At 72.5% G+C, this 14,890-nt stretch carries 14 protein-coding genes; 10 read left to right on the top strand and 4 right to left on the bottom strand.

What is annotated here, in order from left to right; genetic code table 11:
- Window positions 1-34: 34 nt before the first annotated feature.
- A complete protein-coding gene (locus ACFOSY_RS02545) occupies window positions 35-1,483 on the bottom strand; it encodes an NAD(P)H-quinone dehydrogenase (protein ID WP_394305059.1) in 1,449 nt (482 codons plus the stop codon).
- 87 nt (window positions 1,484-1,570) lie between these two features.
- Here ACFOSY_RS02545 and ACFOSY_RS02540 point away from each other — a divergent pair, with 87 nt between their 5' ends.
- The 3 genes from ACFOSY_RS02540 (at window position 1,571) to ACFOSY_RS02530 (ending at window position 5,185) form a co-directional block, all read left to right on the top strand.
- A complete protein-coding gene (locus ACFOSY_RS02540; protein WP_394305058.1) occupies window positions 1,571-2,008 on the top strand; it encodes a gamma-glutamylcyclotransferase in 438 nt (145 codons plus the stop codon).
- 81 nt (window positions 2,009-2,089) lie between these two features.
- On the top strand, window positions 2,090-2,914 hold the full coding sequence (locus ACFOSY_RS02535; protein WP_394305057.1) for a purine-nucleoside phosphorylase: 825 nt from the start codon (window positions 2,090-2,092) through the stop codon (window positions 2,912-2,914).
- 600 nt (window positions 2,915-3,514) lie between these two features.
- The gene (locus ACFOSY_RS02530; RefSeq protein ID WP_394305056.1) at window positions 3,515-5,185 is read left to right on the top strand and encodes a phospho-sugar mutase; all 1,671 of its coding nucleotides are present in this window, start codon (window positions 3,515-3,517) and stop codon (window positions 5,183-5,185) included.
- Window positions 5,186-5,269: 84 nt separating this feature from the next.
- Here ACFOSY_RS02530 and ACFOSY_RS02525 read toward each other — a convergent pair whose 3' ends face one another.
- Window positions 5,270-6,031: a PH domain-containing protein gene (locus ACFOSY_RS02525; protein ID WP_394305055.1), complete on the bottom strand. Its 762-nt coding sequence runs from the start codon at window positions 6,029-6,031 to the stop codon at window positions 5,270-5,272.
- A gap of 102 nt (window positions 6,032-6,133) precedes the next feature.
- Between ACFOSY_RS02525 and deoC the strand changes: the two genes are divergently transcribed.
- Genes deoC through ACFOSY_RS02510 form a run of 3 tightly spaced genes read left to right on the top strand, consistent with a single transcriptional unit; the run spans window position 6,134 to window position 9,430 of the window.
- The gene (deoC, locus tag ACFOSY_RS02520; protein ID WP_031017109.1) at window positions 6,134-7,087 is read left to right on the top strand and encodes a deoxyribose-phosphate aldolase; all 954 of its coding nucleotides are present in this window, start codon (window positions 6,134-6,136) and stop codon (window positions 7,085-7,087) included.
- 11 nt (window positions 7,088-7,098) lie between these two features.
- Window positions 7,099-8,544 (top strand): aldehyde dehydrogenase family protein, encoded by a 1,446-nt coding sequence (locus ACFOSY_RS02515; protein ID WP_394305054.1) that lies wholly within the window; start codon window positions 7,099-7,101, stop codon window positions 8,542-8,544.
- Window positions 8,537-9,430 (top strand): aldehyde dehydrogenase family protein, encoded by an 894-nt coding sequence (locus ACFOSY_RS02510; RefSeq protein ID WP_394305053.1) that lies wholly within the window; start codon window positions 8,537-8,539, stop codon window positions 9,428-9,430. The genes ACFOSY_RS02515 and ACFOSY_RS02510 overlap by 8 nt, the downstream gene beginning before the upstream one ends.
- Window positions 9,431-9,523: 93 nt before the next feature.
- Here the strand turns inward: ACFOSY_RS02510 and ACFOSY_RS02505 are convergent, their stop codons facing one another.
- Window positions 9,524-9,862, bottom strand: a complete 339-nt coding sequence (locus ACFOSY_RS02505) for a hypothetical protein (protein WP_394305052.1) — start codon at window positions 9,860-9,862, stop codon at window positions 9,524-9,526.
- A 59-nt stretch (window positions 9,863-9,921) separates the two neighbouring features.
- Here ACFOSY_RS02505 and ACFOSY_RS02500 point away from each other — a divergent pair, with 59 nt between their 5' ends.
- Window positions 9,922-10,626 (top strand): uridine kinase family protein, encoded by a 705-nt coding sequence (locus ACFOSY_RS02500; RefSeq protein ID WP_394305051.1) that lies wholly within the window; start codon window positions 9,922-9,924, stop codon window positions 10,624-10,626.
- A gap of 297 nt (window positions 10,627-10,923) precedes the next feature.
- On the opposite strand, the gene ACFOSY_RS02495 is transcribed toward ACFOSY_RS02500, so the two are convergent.
- The gene (locus tag ACFOSY_RS02495) at window positions 10,924-11,661 is read right to left on the bottom strand and encodes a SigE family RNA polymerase sigma factor (RefSeq protein WP_394305050.1); all 738 of its coding nucleotides are present in this window, start codon (window positions 11,659-11,661) and stop codon (window positions 10,924-10,926) included.
- 243 nt (window positions 11,662-11,904) lie between these two features.
- On the opposite strand from ACFOSY_RS02495, the gene afsQ1 reads away from it, so the two are divergent.
- From afsQ1 to ACFOSY_RS02480, 3 genes are read left to right on the top strand one after another with little or no spacing between them, the layout of a single operon-like run.
- Window positions 11,905-12,582: a two-component system response regulator AfsQ1 gene (gene afsQ1 / locus ACFOSY_RS02490; protein ID WP_004984110.1), complete on the top strand. Its 678-nt coding sequence runs from the start codon at window positions 11,905-11,907 to the stop codon at window positions 12,580-12,582.
- The gene (locus ACFOSY_RS02485) at window positions 12,579-14,219 is read left to right on the top strand and encodes an ATP-binding protein (protein WP_394305049.1); all 1,641 of its coding nucleotides are present in this window, start codon (window positions 12,579-12,581) and stop codon (window positions 14,217-14,219) included. The genes afsQ1 and ACFOSY_RS02485 overlap by 4 nt, the downstream gene beginning before the upstream one ends.
- The gene (locus ACFOSY_RS02480; RefSeq protein WP_394305048.1) at window positions 14,219-14,890 is read left to right on the top strand and encodes a hypothetical protein; all 672 of its coding nucleotides are present in this window, start codon (window positions 14,219-14,221) and stop codon (window positions 14,888-14,890) included. The genes ACFOSY_RS02485 and ACFOSY_RS02480 overlap by 1 nt, the downstream gene beginning before the upstream one ends.

The following is a 14,890-nucleotide window of genomic DNA, read 5'->3' as shown; positions in this document are numbered from 1 at the left end:
CGCACCGCCCCACGGCAAGTGGTATAGGGCCGGGTCAGGCCTCGCCGCTCGTCTTCCGCGTGTGCAGCTGCCGCGCCACCTCGGCGATCGAGCCCGACAGCGACGGGTACACGGTGAAGGCGTTCGCGATCTGTTCGACGGTCAGGTTGTTGTCGACCGCGATCGAGATGGGGTGGATGAGTTCCGAGGCGCGCGGCGCGACGACGACGCCGCCGACCACGATGCCGGTACCCGGGCGGCAGAAGATCTTGACGAAGCCGTCGCGGATGCCCTGCATCTTGGCGCGCGGGTTGCGCAGCAGCGGCAGCTTCACCACGCGCGCGTCGATCTTCCCGCCGTCCACGTCGGCCTGCGAGTACCCGACGGTGGCGATCTCGGGGTCGGTGAAGACGTTGGACGAGACGGTCTTCAAGTTCAGCGGGGCGACCGCGTCCCCGAGGAAGTGGTACATGGCGATCCGCCCCTGCATGGCGGCCACCGAAGCCAGCGCGAACACACCCGTGACGTCACCGGCCGCGTACACACCCGGAGCGGTGGTCCGCGACACCTTGTCGGTCCAGATGTGCCCGGACTCCCGCAGCCGCACCCCGGCCTCCTCCAGGCCCATGCCCTCGGAGTTCGGGATGGCGCCGACGGCCATCAGACAGTGCGTGCCGGTGATGACCCGCCCGTCGGCGAGCGTGACTTCGACCCGGTCCCCGACCCGCTTGGCGGACTGGGCGCGCGAGCGGGCCATGACGTTCATGCCGCGCCGCCGGAAGACGTCCTCGAGGACGGCCGCCGCGTCGGGGTCCTCGCCCGGCAGCACGCGGTCCCGGGAGGACACGAGGGTGACCCGCGACCCGAGCGCCTGGTAGGCGCCGGCGAACTCGGCGCCGGTGACACCGGAACCGACCACGATGAGCTCCTCGGGGAGCTCGTCCAGGTCGTACACCTGGGTCCAGTTCAGGATCCGCTCCCCGTCGGGCTGCGCGTCCGGCAGCTCACGGGGATGCCCGCCGGTCGCGATCAGCACCGCGTCCGCCGTGAGCGTCTCCTCACTCCCGTCCGCGGCGGTCACCACGACCTTGCGCGACCCGTCGAGCGCCTGCATCCCCTCGAGCCGCCCGCGCCCGCGCATGACCCGCGCGCCGGCGCGCGTCACGGAGGCGGTGATGTCGTGCGACTGCGCCAGCGCGAGCCGCTTCACACGGCGGTTGACCTTGCCGAGGTCGACGCCGACCACCCGTGCGGCCTGCTCCATCGGCGGGGTGTCGTCGGCGACGATGATCCCCAGCTCCTCGTAGGAGGAGTCGAAGGTGGTCATCACCTCGGCCGTGGCGATCAGGGTCTTGGACGGCACGCAGTCGGTCAGCACCGACGCACCGCCCAGGCCGTCGCAGTCGACGACGGTCACCTCCGCGCCGAGCTGCGCGGCGACCAGCGCCGCTTCGTATCCGCCGGGTCCGCCACCGATGATCACGATCCGAGTCACGTACTCCATTGTCCCGCACACTTCACCGTGCGACCGCCCGGGGGTGCTCCCCCTCGCTCACATCGCCCCCACCACCCCCTGCCGTACCCTTCCCCCATGTCGCTCTACGCCGCTTATGCCGGCAACCTCGACGCCCGGCTGATGTCCCGCCGCGCCCCGCACTCCCCGCTGCGGGCCACCGGCTGGCTGAGCGGCTGGCGGCTGACGTTCGGGGGCGAGCACATGGGCTGGGAGGGCGCACTCGCCACCCTCGTCGAGGACCCGCTCTCCCAGGTCTTCGTCACCCTCTACGACATCGCGCCCATGGACGAGGACTCCATGGACCGCTGGGAGGGCACCGGCCTGGACATCTACCGCCGCACCCGGATCCGCGTGCACACCCTGGACGGCGAGGAACAGGCCTGGACGTACGTCCTGAACTCCTACGAGGGCGGGCTGCCCTCGGCGCGCTACCTGGGCGAGATCGCCGACGCGGCGGAGTCGGCGGGGGCGCCCCACGACTACGTGATGGAACTCCGTAAGCGACCCTGCTGACGGAAACGACAAGACAACGATCGCCATCCCGCGACCTCCCACATCTACGCGCGTAGGCGAATTGCGGCTACCCTCGTCGACGTGAACGCTTCTCTTCTTCCGGACGACATCCAGGGCGACCCGTACGCCGCAGCCGACGCCGCCGCGGCCCGCCTGCGCGAACTCACAGGCGCCGAGACCCACGACGTCGCCCTCGTGATGGGCTCCGGCTGGGCCCCGGCCGTGGACGCGCTGGGCGAGCCCGAGGCCGAGCACCCGGTCACCGAGCTGCCCGGCTTCCCGCCCCCGGCGGTCGAGGGCCACGGAGGCAAGATCCGCTCCTACCGCGTGGGCGCGAAGCGGGCGCTGGTCTTCCTGGGCCGCACCCACTACTACGAGGGCCGCGGCGTCGCCGCCGTCGCCCACGGCGTCCGCACGGCGGTCGCGGCGGGCGCGAAGACGATCGTGCTGACCAACGGCTGCGGCGGCCTGCGCGAGGGCATGCGCCCCGGCCAGCCGGTCCTGATCAGCGACCACATCAACCTGACGGCGACCTCGCCGATCGTCGGCGCGAACTTCGTCGACCTCACCGACCTGTACTCGCCGCGTCTGCGCACGCTGTGCAAGGAGATCGACCCCTCCCTCGAGGAGGGCGTCTACGCCCAGTTCCCCGGCCCGCACTACGAGACGCCCGCGGAGATCCGCATGGCGCGGGTGATCGGGGCGGACCTGGTGGGGATGTCCACCGTCCTGGAGGCCATCGCCGCGCGGGAGGCGGGGGCGGAGGTGCTGGGGATCTCCCTGGTGACGAATCTCGCCGCCGGTATGACCGGTGAGCCGCTGAACCATGAAGAAGTCCTTCAGGCGGGGCGCGACTCCGCCACGCGGATGGGGGCGTTGCTCACCCAGGTCCTGGGGCGTTTGTAACCGACCTGCTTGCAGCGCGCCTGCTTCAGTGGCCGGCGTGGGGGCGGGCGCCTTCGGCGAGGTGGGTCGCAACACGCCCGGCGTTGGTGCGGGCCGGGGGGTGTTCACGCACCTCGGCGCCAACGAGGTGCCGCCGCGCCCACCCTCCCCCACTCTCGGCTTCGCTCGAGCGGGAGGTACCCCCATCGCCCCAGCGGCACGAATGCCCGCGGATTGCGGCAGCCTGCCGCCGCCAGCCGGCCGCGCGCCCGCGGCTAGCGGATGTCGCCCGCGGCGGGGAGGGGTCGGGGTGGGGGTGGGCGCCCGCAGCGGCTGGCGCGTCCGCGCCCTTCCCGTACGAACAAGGTCAATCGCGCCAGACCGAGGACGTCCACCCCCGCCGCGGCCCCGCACCACCCACCCCCCGTAGGCGCTACGCCCGCCCCCACCGCACCGCAACCCTGCGCCGCAGGCACCCGCACCTCAGCCCCGCACCACGCGCCGCAGGCACCCGACCGCAACCCCCACCACACAGAACGTTGCGCCGCAGGCGCCCCACCCGCAGGCGCCCCACCCGCATGCGAACCTGACAGCAACCCGACCGAGAGAGGCCGACCGACCGTGGAACACGACGCCCTCACCGCACAGGCCCAGGCATGGCTCGCCGAGGACCCCGACCCGGACACCCGCGACGAACTCGCCCGCCTCATCGCCTCCGGCGACCACGCCGAACTGACCGCCCGCTTCTCCGGCACCCTCCAGTTCGGCACCGCCGGCCTCCGCGGCGAACTCGGCGCCGGCCCCCTCCGCATGAACCGCTCCGTGGTCATCCGCGCCGCCGCCGGCCTCGCCGCGTACCTCGTCAAGCAGGGCCACACCGACGGCCTCGTCGTCATCGGCTACGACGCCCGCCACAAGTCACAGATCTTCGCCGAGGACACCGCCGCCGTCATGACCGGCGCCGGCCTCCGCGCCGCCGTCCTCCCCCGCCCCCTCCCCACCCCCGTCCTCGCCTTCGCCATACGGCACCTCGGCGCGGTCGCCGGCGTGGAGGTCACCGCCAGCCACAACCCGCCCCGCGACAACGGCTACAAGGTGTACCTGGGCGACGGCTCCCAGATCGTCCCCCCGGCGGACGCGGAGATCGCCGCCGAGATCGAGGCGATCACCTCCCTCACCACCGTCCCCCGCCCCACCACCGGCTGGGAGACCCTCGACGACTCCGTCCTGGACGCCTACCTCGCCCGCACGGACGCCGTCCTCTCCCCGGACTCCCCCCGCACCGCCCGCACCGTGTACACGGCCATGCACGGCGTCGGCAAGGACGTCCTCCTCGCCGCTTTCGCCCGCGCCGGCTTCCCCGCCCCCGACCTCGTCACCGAGCAGGCCGACCCCGACCCGGACTTCCCGACCGTCGCGTTCCCCAACCCGGAGGAGCCCGGCGCGATGGACCTCGCCTTCGCGAAGGCCCGCGAGACGCACCCCGACCTGGTCATCGCCAACGACCCGGACGCCGACCGCTGCGCCGCGGCCGTCAAGGACGGCGCGAACGGCGCGGACGGCGCGGACGGCGCGGACGGCGCGGACTGGCGCATGCTCCGCGGCGACGAGGTCGGCGCCCTCCTCGCCGCCCACCTGGTCCGCCGCGGCGCGACCGGCACGTTCGCGGAGTCGATCGTCTCGTCGTCCCTCCTCGGCCGTATCGCCGAGAAGGCGGGCCTCCCCTACGAGGAGACCCTGACCGGCTTCAAGTGGATCGCCCGCGTCGACGGCCTGCGCTACGGCTACGAGGAGGCCCTCGGCTACTGCGTGGACCCGGACGGCGTCCGCGACAAGGACGGCATCACCGCCGCCCTCCTTCTCACGGAACTGGCGTCCGAGCTCAAGGCGGAGAACCGCACGCTCCTCGACCTCCTCGACGACCTCGCCGTGGAGCACGGCCTGCACGCCACGGACCAGCTCAGCGTCCGCGTGAAGGACCTCGGCCTGATCGCCGCCGCGATGCGCCGCCTGCGCGAGCAGCCCCCGACGGAGCTGGCGGGCCTGCGCATCACGAAGGCGGAGGACCTGACCGAGGGCACGGACAAGCTCCCGCCCACCGACGGCCTGCGCTACACGCTGGACGGCGCCCGGGTCGTGGTCCGCCCCAGCGGCACGGAACCGAAGCTGAAGTGCTACCTGGAGGTGGTCATCCCGGTCGCCGCCAGGGCGGACCTCCCCGAGGCCCGCACCAGGGCGACGGCCCTCCTCACCACCATCAAGCAGGACCTGTCCAAGGCAGCAGGCATCTAGAACGACAACAGCGGGGGCCGCCTCAAGGCAGCCCCCGCTGTTGTCACACCGCCACGGCACCACGGCACCACGACAGCACCCGCCTCAGCCCAGCCCCCACAACACACCCAACAGCACAGCCCCCGCCACCGCCGGCGCGATGACCTCGTACGCCCACCGCACGGTGACCTCCCCCTGCGCCTCGGCAGCCTCCTGCCTCCGCTCGTGCAGCTCACGCAGCTCGTCCATGGCCCGGTCGGTCTCGGCCCGCCGGGGCCCGCCCGCGGCCAGGGCGGCGCCCGCCCCCAGATCGGCGGCGCCCACCGCACCCCCGGGCACCCCTGCACCCCCACGACCGTCCCCACGCCCGCCGCTTGCCCGGCCGCCGCCCGCCCCGCCCTGCCCGGCGCGGGCAGCCGCACGGGCGGCCCGCGCCTCCTGCCGCGCGGCCTTGCTGCGCGCCCGTACGGAGACGGGCAGCGCCCACAGCTGGTAGGTGGTGCCGGAGTCGTCGACGACCTCGTTGGAGAACCCGGACCGCAGCGAGGCGACCTGCCCCCACGGCAGCACGATCATCCGCAGCGGGTTGCGGATGCGCAGCCGCTCGTCGTTGACGAAGACGGCGGGCCGCAGGGTGTAGGCGAACACCAGCGGGACGAGGAAGAGCATGGTGGCGAGGGCGAGCCACGGGGCGCGGCCCTCGCCGACCACGACCGCGTCGATGCCGAGCCAGGCGATGATGCCGAGCACCAGCACACCGCCGGCGATGCCCGCGGGCGAGCGGTAGATGCGGTCCTTGTACTGGGGTGTCGCGGTGCCGGCGGGCTTCGTGGGCTCCGGATCGCGCGACGGGTCGGGGGAGGTCATGCCCCCGATTCTGCACGACCCCCGCCCTGTCCCCGCCGCAGCCCCGGATCCGATCCGGGGCTGTACAGCCGCTACGCGCGTAGATATGCTCGTCTGGTGACCATGCCCACCACTGCACCCCACGCTCTGAGCGACGTCACCGCGTCCGACAGCACGCTGCGCCGTTTCCTCCACGGGCTGCCCGGCGTCGACGCGGTCGGCCTGGAGGCGCGCGCCGCCTCCCTCGGCACCCGCTCGATCAAGACGACCGCGAAGGCGTACGCCATCGACCTCGCCATCTCGATGGTCGACCTGACGACGCTGGAAGGCGCGGACACCCCGGGCAAGGTCCGGGCGCTCGGCGCGAAGGCGGTCCGCCCCGACCCGACCGACCGCTCGGCGCCCCCCACGGCCGCGGTCTGCGTCTACCCCGACATGGTGGCCACGGCGAAGGAGGCCGTCGCCGGTTCGACCGTCAAGGTCGCCTCTGTCGCCACCGCCTTCCCGGCGGGCCGCGCCCCGATCGCCGTGAAGCTGGCGGACGTCCGCGAGGCCGTCGCCGCCGGCGCGGACGAGATCGACATGGTCATCGACCGCGGCGCGTTCCTCGCGGGGAACTACCTGAAGGTGTACGACGAGATCACCGCCGTGAAGGAGGCCTGCGGCACGGACGCCCGCCTGAAGGTCATCTTCGAGACGGGCGAGCTGTCGACGTACGACAACATCCGCCGCGCCAGCTGGCTCGGCATGCTCGCCGGGGCGGACTTCATCAAGACGTCGACCGGCAAGGTCGCCGTCAACGCGACCCCCGCGAACACCCTCCTGATGCTGGAGGCGGTCCGCGACTTCCGCGCCCAGACGGGCGTCCAGGTCGGCGTGAAGCCGGCCGGCGGCATCCGCACGTCCAAGGACGCCATCAAGTTCCTGGTCCTGGTCAACGAGACCGCGGGCGAGGACTGGCTGGACAACCACTGGTTCCGCTTCGGCGCCTCCTCGCTGCTGAACGACCTGCTGCTGCAGCGCCAGAAGCTGGCCACCGGCCGCTACTCCGGCCCCGACTACGTGACGGTGGACTGATCACCATGACCATGGAAAAGCGGTCATCCGCATTCGAGTACGCGCCGGCGCCCGAGTCCCGCTCGGTCGTCGACATCGCCCCGTCCTACGGCCTCTTCATCGACGGTGAGTTCACCGACGCGGCCGGCGGCAAGGTCTTCAAGACCGTCTCCCCCGCCACCGAGGAGGTGCTCTCCGAGGTCGCCGAGGCGTCCGAGGAGGACGTCGACCGTGCGGTGCGGGCGGCCCGCAAGGCCTTCGAGAAGTGGTCCGCGCTGCCCGGCTCGGAGCGCGCGAAGTACCTCTTCCGCATCGCCCGCATCATCCAGGAGCGCAGCCGCGAGCTGGCCGTCCTCGAGACCCTGGACAACGGCAAGCCGATCCGGGAGACCCGCGACGCGGACCTCCCGCTGGTCGCCGCGCACTTCTTCTACTACGCGGGCTGGGCCGACAAGCTGGAGCACGCCGGTTACGGCGCGGACCCGAAGCCGCTGGGCGTCGCGGGCCAGGTCATCCCCTGGAACTTCCCGCTCCTGATGCTGGCCTGGAAGATCGCCCCGGCCCTCGCGACCGGCAACACGGTCGTCCTGAAGCCCGCCGAGACCACCCCGCTCTCCGCGCTCTTCTTCGCGGACATCTGCCGCCAGGCCGGTCTCCCGAAGGGCGTCGTCAACATCGTCACCGGCGACGGCCGCGCCGGGGCCGCGCTGGTCGCCCACCCGGACGTGAACAAGGTCGCCTTCACCGGTTCGACCGCCGTCGGCAAGGAGATCGCGCGCACGGTCGCGGGCACCCGCAAGAAGCTCACGCTCGAACTGGGTGGCAAGGGCGCGAACATCGTCTTCGACGACGCGCCGATCGACCAGGCCGTCGAGGGCATCGTCAACGGCATCTTCTTCAACCAGGGCCAGGTCTGCTGCGCGGGCTCGCGCCTGCTGGTCCAGGAGTCGATCCACGACGAGCTGCTGGACTCCCTCAAGCGCCGCCTGTCCACGCTCCGCCTCGGCGACCCGCTGGACAAGAACACCGACATCGGCGCGATCAACTCCGCCGAGCAGCTGGCCCGTATCTCCGCGCTCGCGGAACAGGGCGAGGCGGAGGGCGCCGAGCGCTGGTCCCCCGCCTGCGAACTCCCGGAGAACGGCTTCTGGTTCGCCCCGACGCTGTTCACCAACGTCACCCAGGCGCACACGATCGCCCGCGACGAGATCTTCGGCCCGGTCCTGTCCGTCCTGACGTTCCGCACGCCGGACGAGGCGGTCGCCAAGGCCAACAACACCCCGTACGGCCTGTCGGCGGGCATCTGGACGGAGAAGGGCTCGCGCATCCTCGCGGTCGCGAACAAGCTCCGCGCGGGCGTGATCTGGTCCAACACGTTCAACAAGTTCGACCCGACGTCGCCGTTCGGCGGTTACAAGGAGTCGGGCTTCGGCCGCGAGGGCGGTCGCCACGGCCTGGAGGCGTACCTCGATGTCTGACCGCCTGTCTGTTTTCAAGACCTACAAGCTGTACGTCGGCGGGAAGTTCCCGCGTTCCGAGAGCGGCCGGGTGTACGAGGTGACTGACGCCAAGGGCAAGTGGCTGGCCAACGCGCCGCAGTCGTCCCGCAAGGACGCCCGTGACGCGGTGGTCGCGGCGCGCAAGGCGTTCGGAGCCTGGTCCGGCGCGACGGCGTACAACCGCGGCCAGATCCTGTACCGGATCGCGGAGATGCTGGAGGGCCGCCGGGAGCAGTACGTCCGGGAGGTCGCCGAGGCCGAGGGCCTGTCGAGGTCCAAGGCGGCGGCGCAGGTGGACGCGGCGATCGACCGCTGGGTCTGGTACGCCGGCTGGACCGACAAGATCGCCCAGGTGGCCGGCGGCGGCAACCCGGTCGCGGGCCCGTACTTCAACCTGTCCTCGCCCGAACCGACGGGCGTGGTCGTCGTCCTGGCCCCGCAGGAGTCGTCGTTCCTGGGCCTGGTGTCCGTCCTCGCCCCGGTGATCGCGACGGGCAACACGGCGGTCGTGATCGCCTCGGAGAAGTCGCCCCTGCCCGCCCTCTCCCTCGGCGAGGTGCTGGCCACGTCCGACCTGCCCGGCGGTGTGGTCAACATCCTCTCCGGCCGTACGGCGGAGATCGCCGCGCCGCTCGCCTCGCACCAGGACGTCAACGCGATCGACCTCGCGGGCGCCGACGAGACGCTGGCGAAGGAGCTGGAGATCGCGGCGGCGGACAACCTGAAGCGCGTTCTTCGTCCACAGCCTGTGGACAACGCCGACTGGTCGGCGGCGCCGGGCACGGACCGGATGACGGCCTTCCTGGAGACCAAGACGGTCTGGCACCCGACGGGCTCGCTGGGCGCGTCCGGCTCGTCCTACTGAGCCGCGCCTCCGGCCCACGCAGCAGGAGCGCCGTGCCCTTCCTCCGTCCGGGAGGGGCACGGCGCTCCGCCGTGTCGTCACCGCCTCAGCGCGTCAGCGCGTCAGCGCGTCCGTGGCCAGGCCCACCCCTGGGATGTCGCCCACCGAGTCCGCCTGGGCGACCGGCCCGGTCACCTCGCGCGAGTCCACCCCGCGGAAGTCGGCGACCCGCGTGGCGACGCCGTTGTCGAGCGGGTCCACGCCCGTGCCCGCGAGCGGGTTGGGCTTGAGGTCCGCGACCGTTCCGACGACCTGGCCGGCGTCCTCGGGCAGCACCTGCGCCTGAGCGGCGGACGCGGCCGCCGCCCCGACGCCGAGCGCCGCTCCCGCCGTCGCGAGTACCGCCAGGGAGCGCCGGACGGCGGGCGTCCTGGGTGCCTTGTGTCGGGCCATCGCTGTGCCACCTCTTGACTTCGCAGGGTCAACGGTCAGACGCGCAGCGTAGTTGAGATGTGACGCGCGCTTCAAAGTCGGTCCGCCGGGTCGTACGCCACCCGCGCGATGCCTCACACTGGTGTCCCGTGAGTTCCCAGTCGCCCATATCCGCGCGAGTCGTGCTGCTCTGCGGCCCCTCCGGCTCCGGCAAGTCCCTCGTCTCGGCCCGCTCCGGCCTTCCGGTGCTGCGCCTGGACGACTTCTACAAGGAGGGCGACGACCCGACGCTGCCGCTGGTGGCGGGCACCTCCGACATCGACTGGGACGACCCCGCCTCGTGGGACGCGGACACCGCGGTCGACGTGATCGAGCGGCTGTGCCGGACGCGAACGGCGCAGATCCCGGTGTACGACATCTCGCTGAGCGCCCGTACCGGTGAGACGACCGTGGACATCGGCGGGACGCCGCTGTTCATCGCGGAGGGCATCTTCGCCGCGGAGATCGTGGACCGCTGCCGCGAACGGGGGCTGCTGGCCGACGCGCTGTGCCTGAGCCGCGGTCCCGTGCGCACGTTCCGGCGGCGGTTCCTGCGGGATCTCAAAGAGGGCCGCAAGTCGGTGCCGTTCCTGCTGCGGCGCGGCTGGCGGCTGATGCGTCTGGAGCGGTCCATCATCGCCCGTCAGACGGCGCTGGGCGCGTACGCCTGCGACCGCGAGGAGGCGCTGAGCCGCCTGGCCGCGGCGGCGGTCGCCGGACGCCCCGCGCCGACGCGCACGCCGTGACGGCAGGCGCCGGCCGGCGCCGACGAGCACCGACCGGCACCCGTACGCGCGAAAAAGCGGGACCGCGTGACGGGCCCCCCGGCCCCGCGCAGTCCCGCTGTTTCCGCACCCCCGTGGTGCTCCCCCTCCTTGTTCCCCCGTGCTCCCCCTGTTTTCCCCCGTGTCCCCCGGATCCCCCGATCCCCGTTCACCGCGCCGACGTCCCCCGACGTCCTGGCGGTCCCCCCGCTCTCGCCCCGGGCCTCCGGCCCGGGACCCCCCGATTTCCCCCGTGTTTCCCCGTGTTCCCCCGTACCCTCAGGCGACGAGCTCCCCGAAGGCGTTCTCCTCGTCACGGCCGAAGCTGAGGACCTCGTCCTCGCGCAGCCGGCGGAGCGACCGCCAGATGCTGGACTTCACCGTGCCGACACTGATGTTGAGGATGTCCGCGATCTCCGGGTCCGTGCGGCCCTCGTAGTAGCGCAGGACCAGCATGGTGCGCTGGAGTTCGGGCAGCCGGGCCAGCGCCTGCCACAGAACCGCGCGCAGCTCGGTGCCACGCATCGCGTCCGTGTCGCCGGCCGTCTCCGGCAGCTCCTCGGTCGGGTACTCGTTCAGCTTGCGGCGGCGCCACGCGCTGATGTGCAGGTTGGTCATGGTGCGGCGGAGGTATCCGCCGACCGCCGCCTTGTCGCTGATCCGGTCCCACGCCCGGTAGGTCGAGAACAGCGCGCTCTGGAGCAGGTCCTCGGCCTCGAAGCGGTCGCCGGTCAGGTGGTAGGCGGTGGCGTACAGGGAGGCGCGGCGCTCCTGGACGTAGGCGGTGAACTCCGCCTCGCTCAGCGAGCGGCGCTCCCCCGTTTCCTCCCCGTACGCGGTTCCCCCGTCGGTGTCCCCCGTGGACGCGTCAACCACCGTCATGATCGCGGTGTGCTGACGCCCGGCGCCGCGAGCGCACCCCCGCATGCCCGCGGCGCCGGACTTCTCGGAACCCCGGTGCACGTCGTGCAGACGCGTGATCACTGCGCTGGTGCTGGTGCCGTGCAGCGTGTTCATCTCGCGCCCCCCGTCGTGGACTTCCGGTGTTCTCGCCTGCGGTTGTGCTGTGCCGAAAAGCTTGCCGCGCCACCTTCATGGCCGTGTCCGCCGACTGTCACAGACGTGTCACAGGGGTCGGCCACCGTGACGGCACACTTCCTTCACAGCTCGGCGGGGTGCGAAGCGGCACGTAACAGGGCCCAAGGGGCACCCGCCGCGCACGGGTCGAACAGGGAGCCCTCCATGGGCCAGAATGAGCGCGTGCCTTCCCTGTTGCTGATCGAGGACGACGACGCCATCCGGACGGCCCTGGAGCTCTCACTGACGCGCCAGGGTCACCGCGTGGCGACCGCTGCCAGTGGTGAGGACGGTCTGAAGCTGCTGCGCGAGCAGCGGCCGGATCTGATCGTGCTGGACGTGATGCTGCCCGGCATCGACGGCTTCGAGGTGTGCCGTCGCATCCGGCGCACGGACCAGCTGCCGATCATCCTGCTCACCGCGCGCAGCGACGACATCGACGTCGTGGTCGGCCTGGAGTCCGGCGCCGACGACTACGTGGTCAAGCCCGTGCAGGGCCGGGTGCTGGACGCCCGGATCCGTGCGGTGCTGCGGCGCGGGGAACGCGAGTCCAGCGACTCGGCGTCCTTCGGCAGCCTGGTCATCGACCGTGCGGCGATGACCGTGACGAAGAACGGCGAGGACCTCCAGCTGACGCCGACGGAGCTGCGGCTGCTGCTGGAGCTGAGCCGGCGGCCCGGGCAGGCGCTGTCCCGCCAGCAGTTGCTGCGGCTGGTGTGGGAGCACGACTACCTGGGCGACTCGCGGCTGGTGGACGCGTGCGTCCAGCGGCTGCGCGCCAAGGTCGAGGACGTGCCGTCGTCCCCGACGCTGATCCGTACCGTCCGCGGTGTCGGCTACCGGCTGGATCCGCCTCAGTGACACAGGAGCACCAAGGGGGGAGCCGCGGCTGGTTCGCGGCACGCAAGGGAATCTGGTCGCGGCTGCGCCTCACGAGCCTGCGCCTGCGGCTGGTCGTCGTGTTCGGCCTGGTCGCGCTGACCACCGCCGTGTCCGCGTCCGGGATCGCGTACTGGCTGAACCGCGAGTCGGTGCTGACGCGTACGCAGGACGCGGTGCTGCGCGACTTCGAGAAGGAGATGCAGAACCGCGCGGGCGCGCTGCCCGAGCACCCCACGCAGGACGAACTCCAGCGCACGGCGGGCCAGATGGCCAACAGCAGCCAGCGCTTCACCGTGCTGCTCGTCGCCGAGAACCCCGAGGGCCAGACGGTGTACGGCAGTTCGGGCGGGCTGAGCGGCTTCTCACTGGGGGACGTGCCGGAGTCGCTGCGCGAGACGGTGACCGAGCGGCAGAAGATCACGTCGGGCAACGCGTACCCGCACCACCTGTACTGGCAGCGGATCGTCGAGGACGACACGCCGTACCTGGTGGCCGGGACCAAGCTGATCGGCGGGGGGACCACCGGCTACATGCTGAAGTCGCTGGAGCCGGAGGCCAAGGACCTCAACTCGCTGGCCTGGTCGCTGGGGATCGCCACCGGTCTGGCGCTGATAGGTTCCGCCCTCCTCGCGCACGCCGCCGCGACGACCGTGCTGAAGCCGGTGCAGCGGCTGGGCGCCGCCGCGCGACGGCTCGGGGAGGGAAAGCTGGACACCCGGCTGAGGGTGTCGGGCACCGACGAACTGGCCGACCTGTCCCGGACGTTCAACAAGGCCGCCGAGGCGCTGGAGAAGCGGGTGGCGGACATGGCGGCGCGGGACGAGGCGTCCCGCAGGTTCGTCGCGGACATGAGCCACGAGCTGCGCACCCCGCTGACCGCGATCACCGCCGTGACCGAGGTCCTCGAGGAGGAGCTGGAGTTCGAGGGCGGCGGCATCGACCCGATGATCCAGCCCGCGGTGCGGCTGGTGGTGAGCGAGACGCGGCGGCTGAACGACCTGGTGGAGAACCTGATGGAGGTCACCCGCTTCGACGCGGGCACCGCCCGGCTGGTCCTCGACGACGTCGACGTCGCCGACCAGATCACCGCCTGCATCGACGCGCGCGCCTGGCTGGACGCGGTGGAACTGGACGCCGCGCGCGGCATCCACGCCCGGATCGACCCGCGGCGCCTGGACGTCATCCTGGCCAACCTCATCGGCAACGCCCTCAAGCACGGCGGCTCGCCGGTGCGGGTGTCGGTGCGGGAGGAGCCCGGGGGCGTCACGGAGGGCGCGGAGGCGGCCGGCGAGGACGCCGAGGCGGCGGACGCGTCGGGCGGCACGGTCGTCATCCAGGTGCGGGACCACGGTCCGGGCATCCCGGAGGACGTCCTGCCGCACGTCTTCGACCGCTTCTACAAGGCCAGCGCCTCCCGTCCGCGCTCCGAGGGCAGCGGCCTGGGCCTGTCCATCGCGCTGGAGAACGCGCACATCCACGGCGGCGAGATCACCGCGGCCAACTCGCCCGAGGGAGGCGCGGTGTTCACCCTGCGGCTGCCGCGGGACGTGTCCGCCGCGGAGCCAGGGGAGAAGCCCGGCGACGCCGGGAACGAGGGCGCCGAGGGGGACGCCTGATGAACGCACGGGACGCACGGGGCGCACAGGACGCACGGGACGGGCGACACGGACGCGACGGACGGCTCAGGGCGGTCCTGCCGGCCGTCGTGGGGTTCGCGGCGCTGGGCGCGCTGCTGTCCGGGTGCGGTATCCGCGCCACCGAGGTGCCGACCGACTTCGGTCCGGCGCCCTCCCGGGTGCGCTGCTCGCTGGGCGAGCCGCAGGGCGCGGGGCAGGGGGAACGCGGGCTGCCGGTGCAGGTGTTCCTGGTGTGCGGTCCGTCGCTGGTGGCCGTGGACCGGGCGGTGCGGGTGGCGGACGGGCCCACGGACGCGCGCCGGGTGCTGGTCGCGCAGGGCCTGGTGAACGAGCTGACGCGGGAGCCGACGACGTCCGAGCGGGAGGCCGGCTACACCACGCGGGTGGGGCCCGGGACGACCGTGACCGGGCCGCGGGCCGGGGACCCGGAGGACACGCTGCGGCTGAGCACGCCGCCCGCCGAGCTGTCGGCCACGGCGCTCGCGCAGATCGTGTGCACCTTCTCCGACTCGGCGGCGGCCGAGGGCGACGGCTCGGTGATCCTGGGCGGCCCCGACGACGCGACGCCGCGCCGCTACCGCTGCACGGACGACGTACGGGCCCGTCCGGCGGCCGGGAAGCCGCCCTCCACCGAGGCCACCGGAAGCTGA

The sequence above is a fragment of the Streptomyces lusitanus genome, assembly GCF_042647945.1.
GTDB classification, from domain to species: Bacteria; Actinomycetota; Actinomycetes; order Streptomycetales; family Streptomycetaceae; genus Streptomyces; species Streptomyces pseudogriseolus.
Note: the sequence above shows the minus strand (reverse complement) of the source record. Positions and strands in the feature narration are given on the sequence as shown.

What these genes read in the sequence shown, in the direction of transcription:
- ACFOSY_RS02525 (WP_394305055.1), bottom strand. Translation starts at nt 6,031, where the DNA reads ATGACCTCCCCCGACCCGTCGCGCGATCCGGAGCCCACGAAGCCCGCC.
- ACFOSY_RS02505 (WP_394305052.1), bottom strand. Translation starts at nt 9,862, where the DNA reads ATGGCCCGACACAAGGCACCCAGGACGCCCGCCGTCCGGCGCTCCCTG.
- ACFOSY_RS02515 (WP_394305054.1), top strand. Translation starts at nt 7,099, where the DNA reads ATGGAAAAGCGGTCATCCGCATTCGAGTACGCGCCGGCGCCCGAGTCC.
- ACFOSY_RS02510 (WP_394305053.1), top strand. Translation starts at nt 8,537, where the DNA reads ATGTCTGACCGCCTGTCTGTTTTCAAGACCTACAAGCTGTACGTCGGC.
- ACFOSY_RS02495 (WP_394305050.1), bottom strand. Translation starts at nt 11,661, where the DNA reads ATGAACACGCTGCACGGCACCAGCACCAGCGCAGTGATCACGCGTCTG.
- ACFOSY_RS02540 (WP_394305058.1), top strand. Translation starts at nt 1,571, where the DNA reads ATGTCGCTCTACGCCGCTTATGCCGGCAACCTCGACGCCCGGCTGATG.
- ACFOSY_RS02545 (WP_394305059.1), bottom strand. Translation starts at nt 1,483, where the DNA reads ATGGAGTACGTGACTCGGATCGTGATCATCGGTGGCGGACCCGGCGGA.
- deoC (WP_031017109.1), top strand. Translation starts at nt 6,134, where the DNA reads ATGCCCACCACTGCACCCCACGCTCTGAGCGACGTCACCGCGTCCGAC.
- ACFOSY_RS02480 (WP_394305048.1), top strand. Translation starts at nt 14,219, where the DNA reads ATGAACGCACGGGACGCACGGGGCGCACAGGACGCACGGGACGGGCGA.